This window comes from Lentzea aerocolonigenes, assembly GCF_000974445.1.
GTDB classification, from domain to species: Bacteria; Actinomycetota; Actinomycetes; order Mycobacteriales; family Pseudonocardiaceae; genus Lentzea; species Lentzea aerocolonigenes.
In genome coordinates, this window is the sequence record NZ_BBOJ01000006.1 from 430,662 (window position 1) to 455,931 (window position 25,270).

At 68.7% G+C, this 25,270-nt stretch carries 16 protein-coding genes; 3 read left to right on the forward strand and 13 right to left on the reverse strand.

The window, feature by feature from the left end; all coding sequences use genetic code 11:
* Positions 1–14 precede the first annotated feature (14 nt).
* The gene (locus tag AOM45_RS14580; protein WP_162185741.1) at positions 15–2,795 is read right to left on the reverse strand and encodes a helix-turn-helix transcriptional regulator; all 2,781 of its coding nucleotides are present in this window, start codon (positions 2,793–2,795) and stop codon (positions 15–17) included.
* A gap of 519 nt (positions 2,796–3,314) precedes the next feature.
* Here AOM45_RS14580 and AOM45_RS53640 point away from each other — a divergent pair.
* Positions 3,315–3,641, forward strand: coding sequence for a hypothetical protein (locus tag AOM45_RS53640; RefSeq protein WP_035913071.1), 327 nt, complete (start codon positions 3,315–3,317; stop codon positions 3,639–3,641).
* Between the two features lie 754 nt (positions 3,642–4,395).
* Here AOM45_RS53640 and AOM45_RS14590 read toward each other — a convergent pair.
* The 6 genes from AOM45_RS14590 to AOM45_RS14605 all read right to left on the reverse strand — a co-directional run bounded on the left by AOM45_RS14590 (position 4,396) and on the right by AOM45_RS14605 (position 12,421).
* A complete protein-coding gene (locus tag AOM45_RS14590; RefSeq protein WP_030472219.1) occupies positions 4,396–5,916 on the reverse strand; it encodes an ATP-binding cassette domain-containing protein in 1,521 nt (506 codons plus the stop codon).
* Entirely contained in the window at positions 5,913–8,579 is a 2,667-nt protein-coding gene (gene lanKC, locus AOM45_RS14595; RefSeq protein ID WP_030472220.1) for a class III lanthionine synthetase LanKC, read from the reverse strand. The genes AOM45_RS14590 and lanKC overlap by 4 nt, the downstream gene beginning before the upstream one ends.
* Positions 8,580–8,643: 64 nt before the next feature.
* The gene (locus AOM45_RS52315) at positions 8,644–8,763 is read right to left on the reverse strand and encodes a class III lanthipeptide (RefSeq protein WP_201779964.1); all 120 of its coding nucleotides are present in this window, start codon (positions 8,761–8,763) and stop codon (positions 8,644–8,646) included.
* Between the two features lie 34 nt (positions 8,764–8,797).
* The gene (locus AOM45_RS52320) at positions 8,798–8,920 is read right to left on the reverse strand and encodes a class III lanthipeptide (RefSeq protein WP_201779965.1); all 123 of its coding nucleotides are present in this window, start codon (positions 8,918–8,920) and stop codon (positions 8,798–8,800) included.
* 84 nt (positions 8,921–9,004) lie between these two features.
* Positions 9,005–11,602, reverse strand: a complete 2,598-nt coding sequence (locus AOM45_RS14600) for an ATP-binding protein (protein WP_030472221.1) — start codon at positions 11,600–11,602, stop codon at positions 9,005–9,007.
* Positions 11,603–11,641: 39 nt separating this feature from the next.
* On the reverse strand, positions 11,642–12,421 hold the full coding sequence (locus AOM45_RS14605; RefSeq protein ID WP_030472222.1) for an AfsR/SARP family transcriptional regulator: 780 nt from the start codon (positions 12,419–12,421) through the stop codon (positions 11,642–11,644).
* 382 nt (positions 12,422–12,803) lie between these two features.
* On the opposite strand from AOM45_RS14605, the gene AOM45_RS14610 reads away from it, so the two are divergent.
* Both AOM45_RS14610 and AOM45_RS14615 read left to right on the forward strand, forming a co-directional pair.
* Positions 12,804–15,893: an AfsR/SARP family transcriptional regulator gene (locus tag AOM45_RS14610; protein ID WP_081902626.1), complete on the forward strand. Its 3,090-nt coding sequence runs from the start codon at positions 12,804–12,806 to the stop codon at positions 15,891–15,893.
* Between the two features lie 74 nt (positions 15,894–15,967).
* Positions 15,968–16,999: a helix-turn-helix domain-containing protein gene (locus AOM45_RS14615; protein WP_035913074.1), complete on the forward strand. Its 1,032-nt coding sequence runs from the start codon at positions 15,968–15,970 to the stop codon at positions 16,997–16,999.
* A 168-nt stretch (positions 17,000–17,167) separates the two neighbouring features.
* Here AOM45_RS14615 and valS read toward each other — a convergent pair whose 3' ends face one another.
* The 6 genes from valS to AOM45_RS14645 all read right to left on the reverse strand — a co-directional run bounded on the left by valS (position 17,168) and on the right by AOM45_RS14645 (position 25,246).
* On the reverse strand, positions 17,168–19,867 hold the full coding sequence (gene valS, locus AOM45_RS14620) for a valine--tRNA ligase (protein WP_030472225.1): 2,700 nt from the start codon (positions 19,865–19,867) through the stop codon (positions 17,168–17,170).
* A gap of 189 nt (positions 19,868–20,056) precedes the next feature.
* The gene (locus AOM45_RS14625; RefSeq protein WP_162185742.1) at positions 20,057–20,410 is read right to left on the reverse strand and encodes a beta/gamma crystallin domain-containing protein; all 354 of its coding nucleotides are present in this window, start codon (positions 20,408–20,410) and stop codon (positions 20,057–20,059) included.
* A 91-nt stretch (positions 20,411–20,501) separates the two neighbouring features.
* Positions 20,502–20,858: a beta/gamma crystallin domain-containing protein gene (locus AOM45_RS14630; protein ID WP_051784495.1), complete on the reverse strand. Its 357-nt coding sequence runs from the start codon at positions 20,856–20,858 to the stop codon at positions 20,502–20,504.
* Positions 20,859–20,985: 127 nt separating this feature from the next.
* Entirely contained in the window at positions 20,986–22,149 is a 1,164-nt protein-coding gene (locus tag AOM45_RS14635; protein ID WP_162185743.1) for a PucR family transcriptional regulator, read from the reverse strand.
* A 248-nt stretch (positions 22,150–22,397) separates the two neighbouring features.
* A complete protein-coding gene (locus tag AOM45_RS14640; protein WP_030472229.1) occupies positions 22,398–23,765 on the reverse strand; it encodes a class-II fumarase/aspartase family protein in 1,368 nt (455 codons plus the stop codon).
* The gene (locus AOM45_RS14645) at positions 23,762–25,246 is read right to left on the reverse strand and encodes an NAD-dependent succinate-semialdehyde dehydrogenase (RefSeq protein WP_030472230.1); all 1,485 of its coding nucleotides are present in this window, start codon (positions 25,244–25,246) and stop codon (positions 23,762–23,764) included. Before AOM45_RS14645 ends, AOM45_RS14640 begins: the two co-directional genes overlap by 4 nt.
* Between the last annotated feature and the right edge of the window lie 24 nt (positions 25,247–25,270).

Genomic DNA, 25,270 nt, shown 5'->3' on the forward strand with positions numbered 1-25,270 from the left:
TTCCGCCGTCATCCTCAGGCCTGCGAACCGGTGTGCGCGGTCAGTGCCTCGGCGAGCTGCCGCCTCCCTCTCACCCCGAGCTTGCGGTAGGCGCTGGTGAGGTGGATCTCGACAGTGCGCAGTGAGACCACCAGCGCCTCGGCGATCTCCCGGTTGTTCGCCCCGGACGCCGCCATGGCCACGACCCTCCGCTCGCTCGGAGTGAGCGAGCCCGTCAGCACCGCGTCCCGACGGCCCATCCGGCCACCGAGGCCTTCGAGGTCGGCACGAGCCCACGACGCGTGCGCCCGCTGGCCCCATCGCACCGCGAGATCGACCGCGTGCCGAAGGCGTGCACGTCCGCCCCTCAGGTCACCGCCGCGGGCCAGCGCGAGTCCGAGAAGGTGCTCGGCCTCCACCTGGCGCACCCGATCCGCGGTGGCGGCCAGCAGTTCGACGGCCTCGCACAACAGCGCGGACGCCTGGTCGCCGTGCGCGATCGAACCCTGCGCGAGCCGGACCAGTCCCAGCGCGTGCCGCGTGCGCCAGCGCCGGGCGAGCTTCGCACCGTGCTCGACCAGTTCCACGGCCTCGTCCGCCCGGCCGACCTCGACGAGCAGGCGGGCGAGGTCCAGCCACCACGGTGCGAAGGAGGGGTTGGCGATGCCTGCCTCGCGGAGGCTGTCGCCACAGGCGGTCAGGTCGTCGATCGCGCCCGGGATGTCTGCCTGCGCCCAGCGGATCTGGCCCCTGGTCATGAGGTACTCGTGATGCTCCCAGACCCCGCAGGTCGTCGGCTCACCCAGCACGAGCGCCGCCATGTCCACTTCGTCGCGCAAGGCCAGCACCGTGGCCAGCGCCACCCGTGGTGCGACGGAGTCCGGCCGCCCCGTGCCACCGGAGAGCTCCACCGCCCGGCGGGCGTCCGCGTAGGCGCCGGAGAGTTCGTCGGACTCCGCCCGGATCAGGGCCCGCAGGGACAGTGCCGTGCTCTCGCCACGGTGATCGTTCTCCGTGCTTCTCTCCTCGACCAGGCGGCCGAGGATCGAGAGCGCGGTGATCCGCTCGCCGGCGAGGTGGCACACGAGAGCCGAGACGAAGGAGCTGATCACGGACTGCCGCGACGTGACAGGTCCCGCCGCCGTGCTCGCGTACTCCAGCGCGAGGTGAGCCTGCTCGCCACGGGCGGTGACGAGCGCGGCCCGCGCCGCGGCGAGCAGTCGCTCGGCCACGGTCTCGCCAGCGGTGCCGAGATCGGTGAACGTCGCGACTCCGGCGCTTTTCAGCGTGGCGCCGATCGTGCTGACGTCGGCGAGACCGCCGATGATCCGAGAGGCGGTGAGACCGCGCACGAGGTCCTTGTGGGCGGCGTGGTCGGCCCCGCCCGCCGACCCCAGCTCGGCCAGCGCGGCGTCGACCAGTTCCAGCACCTCGGGCGCCCGGCCGGTGGCGAGCCCGGCGGCGGCGAGCTTGACCACGACAGACGCGCGCTCCCGGACGTTGCCGGTGAGCGCCAGCGCCTCCCTCAACAGCTCCAGTGCGCGTTCCGGATCTTCCCGCCCCACCGCGGCAGCGAGGTCGACCCGGATCTGCGGGTCGTGCGGATCCGATCTGTACAACGCGAACAGATAGCGCCGCCGAGCCGAGAACGAAGCGTTCCTCGCGGCTTCACGCAGGATGTCGAGCATCCACGGCTCAGGCTGCTCCGGCAGCGGGAGCAACTGCTCCGCGACCTGGCCCGCCGGATATCCGGCGACGCTCAGCAACCACGCGGCGCGCCCCCTGAGTTCCTCGCGCTGCCGTGCGGACAGCCCGTCCAGCACCGGCGCGACGACCTGGACCGCCAGCCCGCTCTCGTCCAGGAAGTCGTTGCTCCGCAACAGCTCCACGACCACCTGCACATGAGCCACCGGCACCCCGGCCAGCGTGGCGACGAGCTCGGCGTCCGTCGTGCCCAACGCACCCACCGCCCTCGCCACGGCCAGTGCGTGTTCGGTGTGGCTGAGCACCGCGAGCATGTCCCGCAGCGCGGCCAGCCTGCCGAACGCGGCCACCCGCGACGCCTCACCGTTCACCGGCCGCACGCGCCGGCCGTTCAGCACTTCGATCAGGCGCAACAACACGCCGGGGTTTCCGTCGGCAACGCGAACGCACTGCTCGGCGAAACCGGTCTCGGTCCCCGATCCCAGCGCATCGGCCGCCAGCACCACCGCGTCGTCGTGAGCGAGCGGCCCGAGATCGAGGACCAGTCCGCTGTGCAGTTCCAGCAGACCGGCCGGCAGCGAGCGCACCGACGTCAAGGCCTCCGTGCGCAGCGCGAGCACGACGAGCAACGGCAGTTCCGCCGCCCTGCGCAAGGTGAAGTCCAGCCAGCGCAGCGACGAGGCGTCGCAGTGCTGCACGTCGTCGAGCACCAGCACGAGCCCACCAGCACGACCGGTGGTGTTCACCACGACCTGGTGCAGCCGGTGCATGATCGAACGGACGAGAGACCGATCCTCTCCGGCGCAGTGGTCGCCGAGCGACCGCAATGCCAGCAACTCCCGACGGAACAGGTCTCCGCCGGACACGGAGGCGAGCAGCGCACACGCCGTGCCGAAGGCGGCCGTGCCGGGGAGACAGGTCGTCCGCAGCACCGTGCCCGGCCCGGCCGACGGATCGGCCAGCGCTGCGTCGACCAAGGCCGACTTGCCGATCCCCCGCGGACCGCGCACGAGTACGACCCGTGGGGTGCCGGCGCGCGCCGCAACCACCACGTCAGCGAAGAGAACCAATTCCCGATCTCTGCCGATCAACGCCTCTGCGGTCACAATCACGCACCTTCGTCCCACTCGGCGAGCATCTCAATTGGCGGATTCCCACCAAAGAGCAAGTACAGCCAAGAGCATCACCGGAGGTGATCCATCGAAAAAGGAACAATCACGCCACACTGCAAAGATCCCGGGGAAACCCTTATACCACCTCGCACCACATGCACAAAGAAACTCACCTGCCGGGAAATTTCGCGAAACAGCCTCGCATTCGACACATTCGACGATCCGCGTCGACAGTGTTCGACAACCCTGACGCGCAAGCGGTGGCAATCAGGCATCACGACAAAGCCGCCAGCATCCGCATTACCACCAGGCAAAATCCAGACCGAACCCGGCACATGCCTGGGCAGCGGATCACGCGGCGGTCACCACCGACACCGAACCCGAGACGCCAACTTCAAACAAAATGGAACATAACCCAGCGGTGATGCCTTCGCCGGGACAACGCAGGCGGGCGCGGTCGACGTCCTTCTGCGACTCGATCGGTTCCGTCCTCGCAAGGACCTGACCGCCTGGACCCAGATGCTCGACCTCACCGACCACGAAGCCCGCCGCCGGAAATCCGAACGCCTGCGGCTACGCATGCCCTCCGCGGCCGGACGCATCGCCCGTCACTCACGTCAAGTCCGCCTCCGACCGGTCCGCCGCTCGCAGGTTCCGCTGGCCATGACGTCCAAGACGCCGCGCCTTTCGACCTTGTCGACCGCGACCGAGATCAACGGCCGCCTGCTCCGCCACGCCGCATTCGACGCGGTGAAAGCGATCGAGACGGCATTGAAAGAAGCCGAAGCGGCGTGGCGCGACCACTTTGCGACCACAATCCGGCAAAGACGACGCCAGCAGATCTAGCTCGAAAGGTGAACCCGCTGTTCATTCGCCGTCGGGACAACAGGATTAGAACCTGCGGCCCCTTGCCCTCAGGGCCGCCCGAACACGTGCGCCAGCAGCGGAAACACTGAAACCGCAGGTCGCGCCGGTACCGTTGACTGCTGTTCGACGCAGTCCGGAACCGTTGCTGCACATTGAGTCCTCCCAGATGGCTCCCACTGCCGAGGATCAACGCTCCACACAGGACAGTTACGCGCGAACGACAGCTGAGGACGGCCACTGATGCTGCCGCGACCCTTTCCCCGCCACGGATCACGCCGGTCAGTTCGGTTCAAGTAGCTCCCATTTGTCGCGCCACTGCCTGATACGGGCACACGGGATGGCGCGATGCGTCGAGGAACGTGGCCCGGGATGATGCGTGAGTTGTGATCGCGTTCAACGCACGGGTGTCAGCCTCTCGACGCGATGGGCGCCTGCGGTGCTGTCTGCTTGATTCGCGTCTTCAACGACGCGAGCTGTCGAGCGTTGTCCCTACCGAACGCGCTCGAGGCGTTCCTGGTCGCACATGCCTTGTGCCGCCTCTCCTACGACCGTGCAGGTGAACCGTCACGAGTTCGAGACCGGCTTCGGTTTCAGACCAGCGCCGGTCGGCGTGGTGGGTGTTGAGAGCAATACGCGACTTCGTACTCGGCCGGGATCAGATAGCAGCCCAGTCGCGAGCGCCACTGGATCCGGCGCATCCTCGCCGGGGCCCACGGTGACGCCGATCGGTCCTTCACCCGGATGTGAGCGCGCCCGACCACGTCACCACGCGGTCGAAGTGGCAGTCGAGGTTCTCGTCGCCGTGGTGGACGACGAGCAAGCCGCGACCGCTGGTCCGCCGCATCAGTGCGAGGAGAACGAGTTGCCTCGCGTCTTCGTCGAGGTTCGCGAACGGTTCGTCGACCAGGTACACGTCTGCGTCCTCACCGACGAGCGCGGCGATCCCGACCCGTTGGCGCTGGCCGGACGACAGGTCCGTCGGCAGTTGGTCGGTGAGCCCGTCCAGGTCCAGCGACGCGCGAAGTTCGGCGTCGGGGACCAGTGAGCGGACGGGCAAAGGCGGCAGGTTCACCGGTGCGGTCAGGCTCGCCACTCGCGCGGGCGCGGCCACCAAGCCGGTCTCGGGGGCGAGCGTGCCGGAGATGACGTGCAGCAGTGTCGTTTTCCCGCAACCGTTCGGGCCTCGGAGCAGGACGCGCTCACCCGCGCGCAGTTCGAAGTCGTCGAGCCGGACCGTCGAGCCGTCGTCGTAGGTGACTTCGGCACCGTCGACCAGCACCACGGGTCCTTCGTCGTGGTTCCGCGCGAGCTGGGAGCCGCGCAGGCGGTCGATGCGTTTGAGCACCGCGGTGTTGCGGCGCGTCTCCGGGATCATGTTGATGAGGTCGAAGATCCCGGTCACGGCTCGCCACAGCGAGTTCACGAACGCGAGGAAGCTGCCGAAGGTCATCCTGCCGACGAACACGAAGTACGCGCCGACGATCATGGAGGCCGTGTCCGACAGGTTCATCACCAGGTCGCTCAGCGTGCTCTGCTTCAGGGCGAGCCGGTAGTTGACGAACGTGATGTCGAGAAACCCGCTCAGCGCCTTTCTGTTCGCCTCACGGGTGCCGGGCAGCAGCAACCGGAGACCACGCAGTGCCCGGAACGCTTCGAGTGTCCTGGCCAGCACGTTGATGTACCTGGCCTCCGCCTCGCGTTCGGGTTCGGTGTTGTCCGCGATCCGCCTGGCCAGGCGGTTGCTGACGAACACCAGCGGCGGCACGATCACCAGCAGTATGAGACTGGCCTGCCAGGACAGGTACAACAGCACTCCGACGAACGCCGTGGACGCGACCGTCGTCCTCGCGATGCGGATCCAGACGTCGATGGCCGGCAGGACACCCTCGTGGACGTCGTTGTGGACCCGGCTCACGTAGGACGCGTTGCCCGCCGCCGACACCGGTCGCAGGTCGAGGGCGAGCGTCCGGTCCAGCAGTTCCATCTCCACCGACAACGTGAACGAGTTCTCGAACCGCTTGCGCCAGCAGAGGATCCAGTAGCTCGCGATGTTGACGGTGAAACCGAGCAGCAGGTAGAAGACGCCGAGCGCGAGGAACGTGCGGTAGTCGCCCGCGATGATCGCCTGGTCGAACAACGCCTGGATCAGCAACGGGTGCACCACGGCCTCGACACCGCCGATGATCGCGACGCTCGCGGCGATCAGCACGAACGGGGTCCGGTGTCCTCTCAGGGCATGCCACAGCTCGGTCATCGCGACACCTCGTCGAGCAGGAAATCGGCCGTACCACCGTGGTTCAGGCGGTGCAGCACCCGCAGCACCCCGGCCGAGCCGGTCAGGTAGTCGCAGGCGCAGCGCAACAGCCCTTCACCCGGCAGACCGAGCGGCACCGTCCCGTCCCGGCTGAGCACCTCGAACCGCTCGGCGGGCTCGAACAGGAACACGTTCCTGACGAAGTCGAGCTGCCGCAGCGCGGTGCGCCGGTAGGAGGTGTCGCCGGTGAACGCGGCCGCGTCGAGCAGCGCGTCGGCAACCCCGGTGATGCCGAACGCGTATCCCGGCATCACCGAACAACCGATGTCCAGCCCGGGCAGGAGTTTTCGGGCGGATTCCAGGTCGCCGTAGCGCAGCAGCACCTGCACGACACCCGCGTTCCCCACCTCGACATACGGTTCGAAAGTGCCCTGGTGCTTGAACATGACGATGTCGTCGAACGGCTCGACGTTCGCCATCTCCCAGGACAACGCACCTCGCCCAAGCCGCAGGTAGTCCTCGTCACCAGTGACCTGGTACATCCGCAACAGGAACATCGCGGCGCCGGCCTGACCGAAGCCGAGACCGGTCAGCGGCCCGTCCTGGGCGAACTCGTTCATCCAATAGATGTGGTCACCATCGTGGTGTGCGTTGGCGCGCAACGCTTCCGCGCACTCTCTGGCCGCGGCCAGGTCGCGTTCGGCGTGGTCGCGAAGGTAGAAGTGCAGGTTCGTCATGCCCAGACCGGCGAGGCCGTAGTAGAACGTGTAGTCGCCGGCCTCCGCCGCCCGCTCGTTGGCCTGCCGCAGGAGTTGCCTGGCCGGTGCCACGAGCCCGAGCGAGTCCGCCGCCCACGCGATGCCGGCGAGGCCGTTCATCAGACCGTCCGGGTACTCCCCCACGTCCATGTCGTGCAGCCGCTCCCGCAGCCACGCGATCCACTCCGGCCGGCAGGACGCCCCGGACGCGCGGAGCGCCCACAGCACGCCGCTTGCCCCGAAGCCCAGGCTCAGCGGATTGGTGAGGTGCGCGAACGGATCCGTGGGGAACAGCGTGCTCCGGTCCGGATCGGCGGCTGCCTCGACGAAGGCGGCCACGCCCGCTTCCGCCGACCTGAGCCGTTCCTCGTCGGCAGGTCGCGGTGGTGGCGCCTCTACCTGGCCAACGAGATCCGCCTCGTCTTCCAGCGCTGCCAGGACGTCCGTGAGGGTGATCCGCCCCTGAGCGAGGTCCTTGATCAGGTCGTGGATCCCGGCCGGCCAGCCGAGGGCGTCGACGAAGATCCGGTAGAGGTCGAGCACGTCCTCGCGCAGGTACGACATCGCCGCGATCGGGAAGATGAAGTACGCCATGATGTTCGCCAGGCCGAAGACGTCGTCCGCGGTGCCCTGCGCGACGAACTCGCGCCGTGAGTGGCTGAATCCCGGCGTGAACAGTTCGATCGCGCTCTCCAGGTGCGCCTCGGCGTCGTCGGCCCTGTCCAGCCGGCACGCCTCCAGGTCGACGATGGTGACCTCGAAGGTCTCCGGGTCGATCAGCACGTTCGGCGCGCTCAGGTCACCGAGGATCACGCCGCGGTCGTGGACGGCCCGCACGGCGTGCGCCAGCCCGCGGAAGATGGCGAGGAAGAGCCGCAGGAACTCCCGCGACCGCTCGATGTCGAACCCCGGCCGGGCGAGCGGGTTGCGTTCGAGCAGCACCGAACGGATGTCCTGCCGGTCGACGAACTCCTCGGCGATGAAGTGGTGTTCCCAGTGGCGGAACTCGGCAACGGGCGCGGGGAACGCGCCGACGTCGGCCAGCCGGTTGAGGAACGTCCACTCGCGAGCGAGGACGTCCACGGCGTCGTAGCCCGCGCGGGGATTGATGTTCGAGTGCGGGCGCGCCTCCTTGATCACCACGATGCGATCGCCGTCGGCGGTGTCCTCCGCCTTGTACACCCCGCCGCTGTTGGAGAACTGGATGGCCTCGGTCACCCGGAAGCGGCCGCCGAGCAGCTCGTCCTCGTCCTCGTCGTCGGGCTTCCAGTCGTTGAACGGCCACGGCAGCCACCACGGCTGGACGAACTCCGGGCGCCGGTCGTCGTCGATCAGCCCGTCCGGTCCGGTGATGTGCTGCACCTGCCTGCCGAGCGCGTCGACAGTGTGGTTGTCGAGGAACTGGCCGTACCGGAAGTAGAGCGACTTGCAATCCCGATAACGCCGATCGGAGAGCACGTACGCGCCTTCCTCACCGGCCAGGAGCTCGGCGAGATCGGCGAGGCACGACCGGAACTCGTCGTCGTCGCGCGGGTAGATGGTCACCAGTTTCCCGCTGCTGCCGCGGGACATCGTCTTGGTGTTCAGCATCTCGAAGATGTTGCGGTCGAGCGCGATCTTGAAGTCGATCTCGTGGGCGGTCAGGTACCCGATCGCGGTGGCGGCGACGTCGTACACGTTGCGACCGCTCGCCGACACGTGAATCTTCCAGCCCTGCACGGGCAGGTGCTCGTTGTGCCGGTGCATCCACCAGATGCCGTGGCGGACGAACCGCTCGCGTGCCAGCTCGTCGAGCGAAGCGAGGAAGTGGTCCTCCCTCGGCACGTAGTAGACCTCCAGCGGATCGAAGAACAGCGTGTCCCGCCAGGCGAAGAAGAACCGGTCCACCCATCTCTCGTCACGCATGTCTTTCTTCCTCCTGGCGTTGGAAGCCGTGCGGGGGCGGGCCTCGCCCCCGCACGGGTCGTCCTCAGAACCGAACAGCTCTGGTCAGCTCGTTGCAGCAGTTCATGTGGCTGCTGCCGATGGTGGCGACCGCGGCCCCCGATCTGACCTGAGGCGTCATGCGCTGAAGTTTGAGCACACTCATCCGATCCACCTCGCTGTCAGAACTGGCGGAACTGTCAGAGGCCGGCGGCCTTCGTCTTCTGGCCGTTGCAGCAGTTGCCGCCGCTGCTGGTGCAGCTGGTGGCCTGCGGGCCCGACTTCACCTGTGCGGCCATGGTCTGGAGCTTGAGCACGCTCATGCGATTCACCTCCTCGACGACGTCATGTTCGTGACGTGTTCAAGGATGGCGAGCCGGATTGCAGTGCCGTTGCAGCGGAAGCGGTCAACGCGCGTTGGTCTGCAACGAGATTCCCAGCGCCTCGGCACGGGCGGCGATCTGACGTCGTGTGCTGACACCGAGTTTGCCGAGGACGGTCGCGACGTGGTTGTCGACGGTGCGCACGGAAAGCACGAGCTGGTCGGCGATCTCGGCGTTGGTGAGGCCGGCGGCGAGCAGGCGCGCGATCTCCAGCTGGCGGCCGGTCAGTCCCGCCGGGTTGGTCCGGCTGGCGGTGGCAGGACCACGTGGGATGCGCGGCACACCGAGCTCTCGCAGCCGGAGGCGGACCCGCCGAGCCAACGGCCGGGCGTCCAGGTCATCCAAAATGGACAGTGCGGCCAGCAGGTCGTCGGGTTCGGTGCTCTCGGCCAGGGCCGCGGCGTGGTGGTAGGGGCAGCCCGCGCGCTGCCAGGCTGCCGCCGCGTCCCGCCACCGACCGGCGGCCTGCAGCGCGTACGGGTGGTCCGAGTCGTCCGGCGGGACAGGATCCCCGGCTTTCCCGAGCCAGTAGGACAGTTCGGCGCGAAACGCCGGGTATCCCGGCCGACGGGCCTCCGCGTAGGCGGGCACCAGCCATTCGACCGCCTCGGCGACGTCGCCGTGCAACCAGGCCGCTTCGGCTCGGGCGGCGGCGACGGGCGCGGTGTGCTGCGGCTCGGCCATCCGCTGCGCCAGTTCCCAGGCCTCCGTCAGCAACGCGTCGCCTCCCAGCCGGCCTCGGCGGATCACGGCCAGGCCGAGCACCGTGAGCGCCGGGCGCCTGATCAGCGGCTGGACATGCGGTTGCACGGTGATGACCAGCTCCGCATCCGCCACGGCCTGGTTCCACGCGCCGGTGGCCAGGGCAACCTCTGCCCGCAACGTGCAGAAGTGGTGCAGGAACGTGAGGTGCTCGGTGCCCTCCGCGAGCTTGATCGCATCGGTGAGCACGGCCCCGGCCTGCGCGAAACGCAGCTCTTGCATGTCCAGCCACACGGTGTTGCTGTAGGCACGACAGGCCGCGTCGGCCGACCCGGCCGACAACGCCACCCGCAGGCTGTGCTCCAGCAGCCGCCTGCCGCCCGGCAGTCCCAGCTGACTTTGCGCCGTGCCGACTGTGTTCAACACGTGCGAGAGGGTCACCGGATCTTCGGCGGCGAGCTCGATCGCGGGCATGCCGGTGCGGACGCTGTCGACGCACCGGCCGGCCAGCAGGTGCTGCCAGCTCCTGTTGCTCAGCGCCTGGGCCAGCAGCTTGTCGTCGCCCGCCTTCTCCAGCACGGTGACCGCCTCGTCCGCGGTGCGTTCCATGAGCTCGTGCTCCCCCGCCATCCAGCAGATCCGGGACAGCCACCGCAACGCGGCACCGAGCTGCCGCGGGTCGCCGAGGGCTCTGCACACCGCCACCACGTCGCGCTGAGCGGTCAGCGCCGCGGAGATCTCACCGATCGTGGTGCACTCGACCGCGTACCGGCCGAGCAGATCGGCCAGCTCGCCGGCTTCGAACCGGTCCCGGTGCTCCAGTACCTGACGCAGGTGGCTCGCGGCCTCGCGGTGGGCGCCGGCATCCGCCGCGTCACGGGCGGCGCGTGGGCCGAACCTCACGATCGCGGCGACGTCGCCCGCCTGCACGGCGTGGTGCATGATCGCCGACGGGTCGGATCCCTCCCGTGCGGTCAGCGCGGCCAGCACCCGACGGTGCAGCAAGACCCTTCGCGCCACCGGCAACGCGTCGGCGATCGCGCGGCGGATCAGCTCGTGCCGGAAGACGACCCGGTCCGGCGACACGTCGAGCAGCCGATGCCGCTCCGCGATCGCGACCGCAGCGATGCCCTTCGGTAACAACCTGTCCAGCAGGTGTGAGTGCACAGCAGATGGCACGACCGCGACCTGGGCCAGCACCTCCTGGGTCTGCGGGTCCAGCCGGCTGACCGTGGCCAGCACGGCGTCGACGACCGTCGGCGGGACCGCGTCGACGTCCGCTGCGGCGAGGACCTCCGTGACGAAGAACGGGTTTCCGCGGGTCACCGCGTACACCTCGTCCGGGTCGAGGCGGCTGGGCGTTGCCAGTCGCCGGACCGCCGCCTCGGACAGCGGCGCCAGCTCGAGCCGCCGCAGCCGAGGTGCCCTGGCCGCCTGCCCGAGCAACCGCTCCAGCGGACGACCAGCGGTCGACTCGCCGTCGCGGTAGGTCAGCAGCAACACGACCGGCAGCTCCGCCGCCCGCCGCACGAGGTAGGACAGCACGTCCACAGTCGCGTCGTCGGCCCAGTGCAGATCCTCGACGGCGAGCACCGTCGGCCGCCGCGGCCGGGTCAGCTCCCGGCGCAGCGCGTCGAGCAGCTCGTCCCGGTCACCGCCGTCACGCAGGACGCCGGCCAGTTCGGGGCCGACATCGTCCGCCAAGTCCCGGAACGGGCCGAGTGTTCGCGCCGTGACCAGGTCGTCGCAGTAGCCGACGAGCAGCCGGCCACGTGGCGGGAGCACGCCGCGCACGGCCGCTACCAGCCTGGACTTGCCAATGCCCGCCTCTCCGAAAATCAGCACCACCGATCCGGAGCCGCTGGCGGCCGCAGTGGCGGCGGCGGCCAGCTCGGCGATCTCGTGCTCTCGCTCCAGCATCACACCCGAAGGTGGGCGTCGACGGGCGCCAGATATCGGCTAACCGGCGGCTCTTGCGGTGTCACGCAATATCGCGAGGTACAGCTGCTGGGTCGCCGGCGCCGGATCGACCCCGAGCTCGGAGGCGAGGACGCCGCGCAGCCGGTCCGCGGCGAGCAGCGCGCGCACCGGCTCACCCGCGGCGCGGTAGGAACGCATCAACAGCCGGCAAGCCGCCTCGTCGAACGAATCCGCTGCCGCCGCCTCCTCGGCCGCGTGCACCGCCGCACGGACGTCCCCGGTCGCCAGGGCAGCCTCGACGCTCACCTGCCGCACCCGGCGCAGCAGCCGTGCCTGCCAGGCGCGAGCCGGTTCCAGCCAGCCTGCCTCCGGCTCCCCGGCGAGCACGGCACCGGCGTCCAGCAGCGTCATCGCCCGGCGAGCCGCCGCCAGCGCGGTCGCCGGCCGCTCTTGGCTGTGGTGCGACTCCGCCTCGCCCACCAGGTTCGCGGCCGTGGTGAGGTCGACGCGCACCGCTTCCGCCAACCGGTAGCCACCACCGCGGCCACCGGTGATCGTGCGTGGTCCGAGCACGGAACGCAGCCTGCTCACCAGCGTGGCCACGCCGGCACCGGAGTCGCGCGGCGCGCGGCCACCCCACACTTCGAACGCAATGCGATCAACCGGCAAGTATCCCTTGTGCACCGCGAGCATCGCCAGCACGAGGCGCGCCTTCCTGCTCCCCACGGCGGCGTTCTTGAGCACCCGGTCCGCCTGATGCACCTCCAGCTCGCCCAACACGAACACGGTCAGCCCACGTGACAGCGCGCCGTCATCCACCTGACTTCCTTCCCCCCGTTGTCCCTGCTTCAGCTGGTGTATCCGCTGACGGGACCGCGATGCGGGCAGCCGCGTACCCAAATCGGCGCCTCGCTTACCCGGGTTGCGGCGGCCTTCACCTGCAGACCTCACACAGGATCGTTGCTCGAGTGCCCCGATCTCCCCGGCTCGTCAACGGTGGCGCCACCGCCTGATCCCGTGCTGAAAGCGCGCTGAAACGGGACATGCCCGCGCCACGACGGCCAAGACCATCGAGGCCTCCGCCGAACTCCGAACGCTGCTGCGGCAGCTGGGCGGCCGCTGGGCGGCAGCTGGCCGAAGACGTATCCAGGACCGGCACTTTCGCTCATCTCTACTGCCGGACGAGGGCTTCGGATTGGCGGTGGCCTTGATCGAATCTCGTGGGACAACGGGCGGACTCGTGCAGGTGCGGCTTCTCGGCTCGGTCGACGTGGTTGTCGGCGGCGTGGTCCGGTCGCTTTCGGGCCTGCGGCGCAAGAGCGTGCTGGCGGTGCTCGGGTTGGCGGCCGGCGAGATCGTGAGCGTCGACCGCCTCATCGACGTCGTCTGGGGTGACCAGGCGCCGGCGACGGCCGCGAACACGTTGCAGAGCCATGTTTCCCAGGTGCGGCGGGTGTTGGGCAGCAGGCGTGCGATCGTGGCGCGGTCGCCGGGGTACGTGCTCGACCTCGGCGCGGAGAGCACAGATCTGCAGGTCGCACAACGCCTTGTCCGCCAGAGCAAGCAGGCCGGCAACCCGTCGCAGAGCATCGCGCTCCTGCGGGAGGCGCTCGTCCTCTGGCGGGGACAGCCGCTGATGGACGTCGCTGAGCTCGAATGGCTGCGCGGCCAAGCCGAGCGCCTGGAGGCTCTACGCCTTGAGACCGTGCAAACCCTGGTCGAGGCCAGACTGGCCGTGGGCGAGCACCGAGAGCTCGTGCCCGAGTTGGAGGAGTTGACCCGACAACACCCGTTCCACGAACGCTTCCACGAACAGCTCATGCTCGCGTTGTACCGATCAGGCCGGCAGACCGACGCTCTCGGCGCCTACCAGCGTCTGCGACGGGTACTCCACGACGACCTCGGCATCGATCCGGGCCCGCACCTGCGCGATCTGGAGGGGGCCATCTTGCGGCAGGACCCCGAGCTGCACCGGCCGCAGGTGGCGGCGAGGCCCTACGAGGCGCCGGGACCCGCGCTGTTCCCGGCGCCGGTGGACGGGTTCGTCGGACGGTCCGCGCAGCTTGCGCAGATGGACTCGTTCCTCGCCGCGACGGAGAACGGCGGAGGGTCGACACTGCTCATCGCCGCGATCGGCGGCGTCGGCGGCATCGGCAAGACCGCGCTGGCGTTGCACTGGGGCCACCGCGTCCGGGCACGGTTCCCGGACGGCCAGCTGTACGTGAACCTCCGCGGCTACGCGAACAGCCCGCCGATGCAGCCCGCGCACGCGCTCGGGCAGCTGCTGCGCGGGCTCGGCGTGCCACCTGAACGCATCCCGGTCGACGTGGACGAGGCCGCCGGGACGTACCGGAGTCTGCTGGCCGACCGGCAGGTGCTGATCCTGCTGGACAACGCCTGCAGCCCCGAGCAGGTGCGTCCCCTCCTGCCGGGCGGTCCGCGGTGTCTGGTGGTGGTCACCAGCCGAGTCCGTCTCGGCGGTCTGCTCGTGAGCGATGGTGCCCGTCTGTTGACGCTCGACATCCTCGAGGCGGACGAGGCGGAGGCCCTGCTGACCGGGATGCTCGGCCGGCGGCGGGTTGACGCCGAACGGCAGGCGACGGCCGAGTTGGCCGAGGTCTGCGGCTACCTGCCGCTCGCGCTGCGCATCGCCGCCGCGAATCTGGTCATGCGGCCGCACGACAGCATCGCGCGGTACGTCGCCGATCTGCGCGACGGCAACCGGCTGGACTCGTTGCAGGTCGACGGCGACGAACAGTCGGCGGTCCGAGCGGCGTTCGACCTGTCCTACGCAGCGCTGAAGCCGGACGAACGCCGCATGTTCCGGATGCTGGGGCTGGTGCCCGGCACCGACATCGACCTGTCGGCCACCGCGGCCCTCACCGACTCCGAGCCGGCACACGCCCGACGGATGCTCGGACGGATCGTCGACGCCCACCTCGTGACCGAGACGACCTCCGGCCGTTTCCTGTTGCACGACCTCCTGCGGCTGTACGCGCGTACGCTCGCCGACGCTGAGGACGGCCAAGGTCAGATCACGTCCGCCATGGACCGGCTGTGCGCGTTCTACGTGACCGCGACGGACGCCGCCGCGAAGCTGCTCTACCCCGAGACGACGCGGTTGACGACGACGTTCTCGCCATCGAGAGGCCCAGGCGACGTGCCGTTCACCGACCCGGCGTCGGCCTCCGACTGGCTGGACCGTGAACGCGTCAACTTGCTCGCGCTGGTGCACGAGGCGGCGGGACGCGGTCCGCACTGGGCTGCGTGCCGGCTGGCGGACGCCTTGCGGGGTTACTTCTACCTGCGCCGCCACATCGGCGACTGGTTGGCCGTTGCCACGGACGCGCTACGCGCCGCGGGCGATGAACCGGGCCCGCAAGCAGCCGCGCACCTCAACCTGGGCACTGCCCACAACGCCCGAAACGACGGCGAAGCTGCCATCACCCACTTCACAACGGCGTTGCGCCTTGCCGAGCGGGCCGGATGGCATGAAGGACAAGCCGCAGCGCTCAACAACCTCGGCACCGTGCACTCGCAGGCCGGTCGGCACCGCCACGCCGCCGAACGTTACGTCCGCGCGGCCGCTTCCCACGAACGGGCCGGTTGTCTGGCAGGCCAGGCGGTCAGCCTCGACAACCTGGGCAGAGTGCGCCGCGAACTGGGAGACCCCGAGTCCGCCGTCACCCTCCACAAGCGAGCAGTCGAGCTGCACCAGGCGAGTGGCGCCCGACTTGGTCACGCGACGGCACTGACCAACCTCGCCGACGCCTACCACGACCTGGGGCGACTCGACGACGCCATGACGCTGTACACCGATGCCCTGACGTTGCACCGCCAGTCCGGTAACCGAGACCGCCAAGCGATCTGCCTGTACGGCCTGGCGAACGTGCACCGCGTCGCCGGCCGGTGCGACGAGGCGTTGGACTTCGCCCGCACCGCCCTCACGGTCGCCGTGGACATCGCCGACCGACGGACCGAAGCGATCGCAGCCAACACCCTCGGCAGCGTCTACCTCCAGCGCGGGCACCCGCAGCGCGCGCTCGAGCAACACCAGCACGCCTACCGGCTGGCAGTCGCGACTGACAGCCGTTACGTGCAGGCAGCGGTACTCGTCGGCATGGCAGCGGCGCTGCGGGCACTCGACCGAGCCGACGAAACGACGGCCACGGCGGGGAGGGCTCTCACTCTCATCCAGGAAAACGGATATCGCGGTCTCCAGGCCGACGCCAACGCCCTGGTCAGGACCTTCACCGGTGCACCGAGGCGCCGACGCCGGCGGAGTCGCTGACGGCGGATGCGGTTGGCCGTCACAGCGGTAATCGACTTGCGCCTCAAGCGGCTTGAGGCATCACAGTGGCCTCCATGAACGACGATCACGAGCTGTACCCCATCGGAGACGCCGCGCGCCGCAGCGGCCTGAGCGTGAGCGCCGTCCGGTTCTACGCCGACACCGGGCTCATCGCGCCCACAGGCCTGAACGAGGCGGGCCATCGGATGTACGACATCCACGCCATCGCCCGGCTGGAACTCGTCCGCACCCTGCGCGAGCTGGACACCGACCTGAACGAGATCCGCCGCCTGCTCGACGGCGGCACGACCCTGCACGACCTGCTCACCACCCACCTGGAGATCGTCGAGCGCCAGGAGCGCACCCTGCGGGCCAGGCGGGCGGTGCTCAGGACCCTCGTCAAACAGGGCGGCACGACCGTCCAGGCCGACCTGATGCACAAGCTCGTCTCGATGACCGACGAGCAACGCGAACAGACCATCGACGACTTCTGGAACGACATCGGCGAGGGCCTGGACGTCCCCGACGGTTTCGTCGACCGGTTGCGGACGATGCGCCCCGTCCTGCCCGCGGACCCCACCGCCGCCCAGCTCGAGGCCTGGATCGAGCTGGCCGACCTGGTGACGGACCCGGCGTTCCGCCACGCGGTCCGCACCTACCTGCACGACACGTACTCCGCACCCGAGGCCAGGGCCGTGGCGACCGAGCCGTTCCAGGAATTCATCCACGTGACCGGTGCCCCGCTGATGCAGGAACTCCTTGCCGCCTACCGGGCCGGCGAGTCCCCGCGGTCGCCTCGGGCCCAACAGGCCGTCACACGCTTCATGGGCGCGGCCGCCGCGCTGTCCGGCACACCTCTCACCCCCGAAGTCCGAAACCGGACAGCCGACGGATACCGGCAGATGCCCGACATCCTGCGCCAGATCGCCGAAGAGGAAGCCAGCTCCGAAAGCCCCGGCTACGACGACACCCACGGCCGGTACCTGTCCCTGGTGGCGTTGATCAACGGGACCGCGATCGACGAGGACCTCGACAGCATCCCCCATGTCTGGATCGCCGACGCCATGTGTGCCGTGGAGCCGCTGCATCCCCCGGCAACCGTCTGAACGCGGTGCCGGAGTACGAGCTGTGGCTGCCGGGCGCGTGCCTCCCGCTGTTGCTCAACGCTTCCTGGACGATCCGGTACGCCGAGAGCCAGACCCGGTAGCCGGTACGACACGGCGTTGGGCTGACAACGCGCCTGACGGAAACGGTCAGGCGCGCGCTGTCGAGCCTCAAGCGGTCGTGGTGGACGCGAACTCGGCCTCTACAACAACCTCAACAGCTTCGTCGAACCGGAGATCAGCGGCCCGGCTGGCGTCGGCCACATCGTCCGCGACAGCCCGTACGCGGTCAAGCCACGGCGCTGGCCCGGCCACCCGCAGACATGCCAGTTCAGCACGCATCGACACCTGAGCGTCGGTCTTGGCTTTCCGCGCACGTCGCAAGACCTCACCCGCGGCGTCCCAGACACCCGGATCGGCGTCGACCGGCGTCAAAGAGGCGGCGTCGGGCCAGGCCGACAAGTGAACGGACTCGTCGCCCACCTCGGCGCCGTGCCACCACGACCACGCCTCCTCCGTCGCGTACACGAGCACTGGAGCGAAAAGCTTGGTGAACGTCCTCAAAGCGATGACCAGCGCGATCCGGGCCGACCGAGTGGCACGAACGTCGGCCGTGTCAGAGGCGCCGTAGGCACGGTTCTTGACGAGTTCGACGTAGTCGTCGCAGAACGGCCAGAACACGGTCTCCGCCGCTGCCAGCGCACGCGAGTAGTCATAGCTCTCGAACGCGGCAGTCGCCTCGCCGACAACGTCCGCCAAGCGTGCGAGCAGGGCCCGGTCGAGCGGCTCGGTCACCTGCTCCGCAGTCATGCGTTCGACCTCGCCGACAACGTCCGCCAAGCGTGCGAGCAGGGCCCGGTCGAGCGGCTCGGTCACCTGCTCCGCAGTCATGCGTTCGACCTCGGCGACCTCCTGCCCGAGGATGCCCAACACGAACTTGGTCACGTTCAACAGCTTGAGCGCCAGCCTGCGACCGACCTTCATCTGGTCCTCGTCGAAGGCGGTGTCCGTACCGGGCCGGCCGTTGGCCGCCCAGTAGCGAGCGCCGTCGGATCCGTACTTCTCCAGCAGGCTCATCGGAGTGACGACGTTGCCCTTGGACTTCGACATCTTCTTGCGGTCCGGATCCAGGATCCAGCCGGAAATCAGGGCATGTCGCCACGGCAACTGCCCCGTCTCCTGCTGGTTGCGCAGAATCGTGGCGAACAACCAGGTGCGGATGATCTCGTGGGCCTGCGGGCGGAGGTCCATCGGATAGACCCGAGCCAACAGGTCCGGCTCCTCCTCCCACCCACTTGCGATGAGCGGCGTCAACGCGGAGGTGGCCCAGGTGTCCATGACGTCCGGGTCCCCGATGAACCCGCCAGGCTTTCCCCGCTGTTCGGCGGTGTAACCGGGCGGCGGCTCGGCGGCAGGGTCGATGGGCAGCCGTTCTTCCGAGGCTGCGATCGGAGTGTCGTAGCGCGGATCACCGTTGCTGTCCAGCGGGTACCACACGGGGATCGGCACCCCGAAGAAGCGCTGCCGGCTGATGAGCCAGTCGCTGTTGAGCCCGTCGACCCAGTGCTGGTAGCGGGACTCCATGAACGGCGGGTGCCAGGACAGCTCCGCACCGCGGACCTTCAACTGGTCCCGGAGGTCGTCATCCTTGGCACCGTTGCGGACGTACCACTGCCTCGTGGTGATCACCTGCAACGGCCGGTCACCACGTTCGTAGAACTTGACCGCGTGGTGGAGCTTGCGCGGCTCGCCGTCCAAGGCGCCGGCGTCGGCCAGCAACCGGACGATCTCGGTCTTGGCCTTCTCCACCGACAAACCGGCGAGCTGGTCGTAGACCGCTCGTGCACCAACAGAGTCGACGCCGAACGGCGGCTCGGCGGCGATGCGTCCGGACGGGGTGATGATCGTCCGGGTGGTGAGTCCCAGTTCACGCCACCAGATGGTGTCAGTCACGTCGCCGAACGTGCACACCATCGCGATGCCTGTCCCCTTCTCGGGATCGGCCAGGTGATGAGCCACGACCGGCACCTCGACGTCAAAGAGCGGCGTACGAACCGTCTTACCGACCAGCGCCTGGTAGCGGTTGTCGTCTGGATGGCACACCAACGCGACGCAAGCGGGAAGCAGTTCGGGCCGCGTGGTGTCGATCACCACGTCACCACCGGGGCCGGCAAAGCGAAGTCGGTGAAAAGCACCGGCGATGGTGCGATCCTCGAGCTCGGCCTGTGCCACCGCGGTCTGAAAGGTGGTGTCCCACAACGAGGGCGCCAACGCCTGGTAGGCGTCGCCCTGATCCAGGCGGCGCAGGAACGCCCGCTGCGCGGCAGCACGGCACCGGGCGTCGATCGTGCGATAGCTCATCGACCAGTCGACCGACAACCCCAGCCGCCGCCACAACTCTTCAAACACTTGTTCGTCTTGCCGAGTCAGCTGCTCGCACAGTTCGATGAAGTTGGCACGCGACACCGGCACCTGTTGCTTGCCTGGCTTTGCCGGTGGCTCGAGGTTCGGGTCGTAGGGCAGGGTGGGGTCGCACCGGACGCCGTAGTAGTTCTGCACGCGCCGCTCGGTCGGCAGGCCGTTGTCGTCCCAGCCCATCGGGAAGAAGACCATCCGTCCGGACATCCTCTGGTACCGGGCGATCAAGTCGATGTGCGTGTAGGAAAAGACGTGCCCGACGTGCAGCGAACCACTGACAGTCGGCGGCGGGGTGTCGATCGAGTACACCTCGCCGCGGCTGCGCGAGCGGTCGAACGCGTAGACGCCACGCTCGTCCCATACCCGGCCCCAGTGGCGCTCCACTTCGGCGTCCAGTGCCGCCTTGGCAGGAACCCGCAGTCGGGTGTGTGGCTCAGAGCCGGACGTGGTCATCGCAGAAGGCTATCCGAGTGCATTGCCGGGTTGCGCGCGCATTTCATGGACACCCCTGCGAACCGGAGCGCTCGGCCGCGAGCCGTCTGTCCAACAAGGACGTTCCCGGCACACTTGTTTGCAAAGTCCACTGTGGACGTTCGGGCCGCGGGTCTGCCGCGGCCCGAACCAGCGCCGCCCTCTCAGCGATCAGTAGGGCTTGATGTTGATCCAGGCAACACACCGGTCGGTGCTGAACGAGATGTCGCTGCCTCGCGGGAAATCCTGCGTTGTCCCGTTGCAGTCCACGAACGTGATGTCGTTGTTGCCGGTGCGGAGATGTTGCATCCAGCTGGAGTAGCCGATTGCACCCCTGAACCAGTTCCTGCCGGCGCCCGCGAAACACGTCTCGTACATGGGCCCGCCGCTGGGGTGCCACCAGACGTGGACGAAGTTCGAATCAACACAGTCGACCTCCACCGCGGAGGCGGTCGCGGGCGGCTGCAGGAGTGCCGCCAGCATTGCGACGACGGCGCCTGCGCCGGCCAGGATCCCCTTCTTCACCATAACCCCAATTCGTTGACTCAGTACCGCCGGAAGCTGAGCTGCAGAAAACCGCGCCGTGCCGGAAAGACCGGCTTGGCCCCGAAACCACTCAGAGGATCCGGATCTCGTCCATCCTGACCCCGCCGGGGTTGTTCGGCCAGGTGAAACTGGTCCACCTGTCGATCGGATTGTCCGGCTGCCACCGCCCGTCGCCGTTCCACTGGACGCGGTTGTTGCCCGTCCAGATCTCGGTGACCCAGACGCTCCGGCTGAACTGGTCGTAAATACGCCTGGATCCAGCGTTCGCGAAGCATCGCGTATAACTGGTGCCGGTCGTGGAGTGATACGAGACCCGCATGTATTCACTGGTGTTGCAGCCGACTTCGTCGATTGCAAACGCCGAACTGACGGGAATTGCGGCCGTCATCGCGATAGTGGCCAATGCGGTCGCGGCCAACTTCTTCAATTTTCGAGCCAACTGAGTTCTCCGTAGAATGAATGACGATACGCCGGAAACCGGCGATGACTGCGTGCGTCAACGACAAAAACGTATCAACCGATCCAGTCGGGAAACCAGGTGCGGCACTACAACGTCAGCCGACGCCAATTGGAGATCCGTACAAATTGCGGTACTGAAGGGCCCACCACACCTCGAACATGGTTTCCGTGTCCTGGAGGTCCGCTTCGGTCAGCGCGGCGTACCGTTCCAGCCGGTAGCGCAATGTGTTGACGTGGATGGACAAGGCGGCGGCGGCTTCGGGGATCGACCGCCGCCGGGACAAGTAGGTTTCGACGGTGGCGAGCAAGGCCTCGCCGATGGCACTCTCCGCCTGAATCGGTTCGACGTAACGGGTGTGGAGGTACTTTCCCAGCTCCGGCTCGTTCGCCACCGCCAGCCGCAGCGCCATGCGTCTGCGGTCGACGATTCCGCGGTGGCCGAGTCTGATGGCTGCCGCGAGCAGTTGCGTGGCTTCCACGAATCCGGCGCGCAACCCCGACAGTCCGGCCGGGCCGGCCAGGCCGACCGTGACGTCGTCGGCCAGCCCGCCGGTGACGGGGTGGGAGAGCACGGCCGCCGCATCGCCGCCGTAGGTGCCGACCAGGACCGTGTCCTGCGGCCCGGCCGCGCGTTCCAGCACGCGGGCGAGCGCGAACGGGTCGGTGCTCGCGGATCGTGCCCGCAGGACCCAGTAGTGCCCGTCGCCGGCGAGCCCGAACCCGACCCCCGCGGCGACCATCTGGTCGGTCGTCAGCGTGCCGTCCAGCAGGCGGGCGAGCAGGGTCTTCCGTTGCTGCTCCTCGCGACGCGTGAGGTCCAGCTCGGCTTCCCGGTGACCGGCGAGGAACTCGTTGCTGTAGTGATCGCCGAGCTGCCAGATCCGCTGCGTGCCCAGCAGCACGGCATCGGCCGGGATTCCCTCCTCCCGCGCGATCCGGAGAAACTCGTCGCGCAGCAACGCGACACCACCCCGATAGGCGGCCAGCACGTCGGCGACGGGGATGCCCTGCAACGCCCGCCGCCGCCCCGTCTCCCGCTCATCCTCCGCCGGCCCGGCCGTCAGGTTCTCCCCGCCGCCGAGCGCGGCGACCACGCGGACGACGTTGCGGTGCGCGGACGGCCGGACCTCCAACGGCGGAACCACCTGATACGAGCCGATCGCGCCGGTCAACCGCAACTGCGCGGCCACCAGTTCGTCGGCCTGCTGCAGCAGCTGTGAGGCCACCAAGGCGAGCTGGGCCTCGAGCAGCTCGGACACTGACTGGCCTTTCTCTTCGGTGCACAACATGTTCAGCACGCCTGGCCGGCACGCGATCTGCTCCACCGAGAGGTGAGCGTGTGATCGCCGTGGCGCTTGACGCGGCGGCGTACCTCGATGATGGCCATGCGCACAAACCTGCCGCCCGCGGGAGTACGCCGGATCGACCTGACGGGCGGGGATCACCGCGGAGGCGGTAGACCCCTCCATCCTCCGATCGGAGAATGGAGGACAGGGCTGTCTCGGTCCTACGCACCGGTTCGCTCCGCGGCGATCCCCACTGCGCTGCGGACCATGGCCTGGGCGCTTCCCAGGTAACCGGCGGGGTCGCAGAGCGCGTCGATCCGGTCGTCGCCGAGGATCGCCGCGACCTCCGGGTCGTGTCGCAGTTCGACGGCCAGCTCGGTGCCGGCGTCTCGTACTCGACTGCAGGCGGCGTAGACGAGTTTGTGGGCACGCTGACGGCCGATCTCGGGTGCGAGAGCCATCATCACCGCTTCCGCGGCGATGAGCCCGCCCGTCAAGCCCAGGTTGGCTCGCATTCGCTCCGCGTCGACGTGCAGACCGGCCATCGCCTGCTCAGCCTGGGAAAGCGAGGAGGCGAGCAGCAGGAACGCCTCGGAGACCACGGCCCATTCGACGTGCCAGGGCCCGGTGGCGCGCTCGAAGTCCTGCACCATCGCGTCGAGCATGGCGGAGGACTTGTCACGGAGCAGCTTCGCCGCCGCCACCATGAGCTCGCTGGAGACGGGGTTGCGTTTCTGGGGCATCGTGGAACTGGCCCCCCGGCCCGGCACGAACGGTTCGGCGAGTTCGCCGAACTCCGTCGAGCACATCAACGCGACATCGGTGCCGATCTTGCCGACCGAAGCACCGATCGCCGCCAGCAGGCCGACGATCTCGGCAAGGCCGTCCCGCGCGACGTGCCACGTGATCTCGGGATCGCGCAGATTGAGTTCCGCGGCCAGTTCGGCCCGTACTCGAAGGCCGGCCGGGCCAGGGCCGAGAGAAGCCAGGGTTCCTGCTGCTCCTCCGAACTGCACCATCAGGTCCCGCTCCCGCACAGCCGCCAGCCGATCGGCATGGCGGTCCAGCGCGGACAACCAGACGGCCACCCGGTAGCCGAAGGTGACGGGCAGAGCGTGTTGGAGATGAGTCCGGCCGGCGGTGACCGTGTCGATGTGCTCCGCGGCCAGATGGCGCAAGTGCGAGCGCAGGCGGTCGAGCGCCTCCGAGATCAGGGTCAAACCCTTGGCGCACTGGAGAACCGTCGCCGTGTCCATGATGTCCTGGGTGGTGGCTCCCCAATGCACATGTCCGCCTGCGTCACCACATTGCTCGGCGAGTTGCTCGACGATGGGCAGGATCGGGTATCCGACCGTGTCCGTGTCGCGGCGAAGCCGATCACGGTCGAGCCGCGCCGGGTCGCACGATGCCGCGATCAGGTCCGCACTGCGGCGCGGTATGACGCCGACTCGTGCCTCTGCCTGTGCCAGGGCGACCTCGACGCGAACAACCTGATCCACGTAGGCCTGGTCGCTGAAGACAGCCCGCATCTCGGCTGTCCCGAACAAGTCCCGGTACAGGAACGAGTCGAAAACGGTGCTGCCGGTCATCGCCCGTCGTCCCCGGACTGAGGAGTACCCACGTGGATGGCGACGTACTTCTGCTCCAGGTATTCGTCGATCCCGGTGTTGCCACCTTCCCTGCCGATGCCGGACTGCTTCATGCCGCCGAAGGGAGCGCTCGGGTCGGAGACGTAGCCGCGGTTGAGGCCCACCATGCCCGTTTCGAGCTGTTCGCTCATCCGGAGCGCCTGGCCCAGGTCCCGGGTGTAGAGGTAGCTCACGAGACCGAACTCGGTGTCGTTGGCGTCGCGAAGGACTTCGGCTTCGGTGCTGAAAGTCTGGATGGCCGCGACCGGGCCGAAGATCTCCTCGCGGGTGATGCGAGCTCCGGCGGGGACGTCGGTGAGCACGGTGGGCGGGTAGAAGTAGCCCGGCCCCTCTGCGATCCGAGCGCCGGCGCGCACTCGGGCGCCCGCGCCGACTGTTTCGTCGACCAGGTCCGCGACCCTGCGCCGCTGGCGCGCGTCGATCATCGGCCCGAGGTCGGAGGCGGGGTCCGTGCCGGGCCCGACGGTGATGGTGCTCATGCGCGCGACGAGCTTCTCGCTGAACTCGTCGACGACGTCGGCGTGGACGTGGAAGCGATTGGCGGCGATGCAGGCCTCACCGACGTTGCGGAGCTTGGCGGTCATCGCACCCTCGACCGCGGCGTCGATGTCGGCGTCGCGGCAGACGATGAACGGAGCGTTGCCCCCCAGCTCCATCGAGGTCCGCAGGACGGTGTCGGCCGCCTGGGACAGCAACGTGCGGCCGACGGGCGTGGAGCCGGTGAACGACAACTTGCGCAGCCGGCCGTCCCCCAGGAGGGCCTCGGTGATCGCGGCGGCTCGTGTGGTGGGAACGATGTTGAGCACGCCGTCGGGGAGGCCGGCTTCGGTCAGCAGCGCTGCCAGCGCAGCCATCGTCAGGGGTGTCTGTTGCGCGGGTTTGACCACCGTGGTGCAGCCGGCGGCCACGGCCGGGCCGATCTTGCGGGCCGGCATGGCCAGCGGCGCGTTCCACGGCGTGATCAGCAGGCAGGGCCCGACCGGCTGACGGGTGACCAGCACTCGGGCGGTGCCGTCCTCGCTGACCTTCCAGCTTCCGTCGATCCGGACGGCTTCCTCACCGAACCAGCGCAGGTAGTTCGCGCCGTACTCGACCTCCGCCCTGGACTCCGCCAGTGCCTTGCCCATCTCCAGGGTGATCAGCAACGCGAACTCGTCCCTGCGCTCGATCAGCAGATCGTGGGCGCGCCGAAGAATCTCGCCCCGCCGGCGCGGGGGTACCGCGGCCCACTTCGCCTGTGCGGTACTCGCAGCGTCCAGGGCGGCCAGCGCATCCGCCGGAGTCGCGTCCGACACCTCGCACAGCGTGCGGCCGGTGGCGGGATCCTCTACCGAGAAGCTGCCGCCGCCGGATGCCGATCGCCATCGACCGCCGATGAACAAACCCTTCTCGACACGTTCAACGGCATCGAGTTGAGACATACGTGTGAGCACGGATTCCACGCT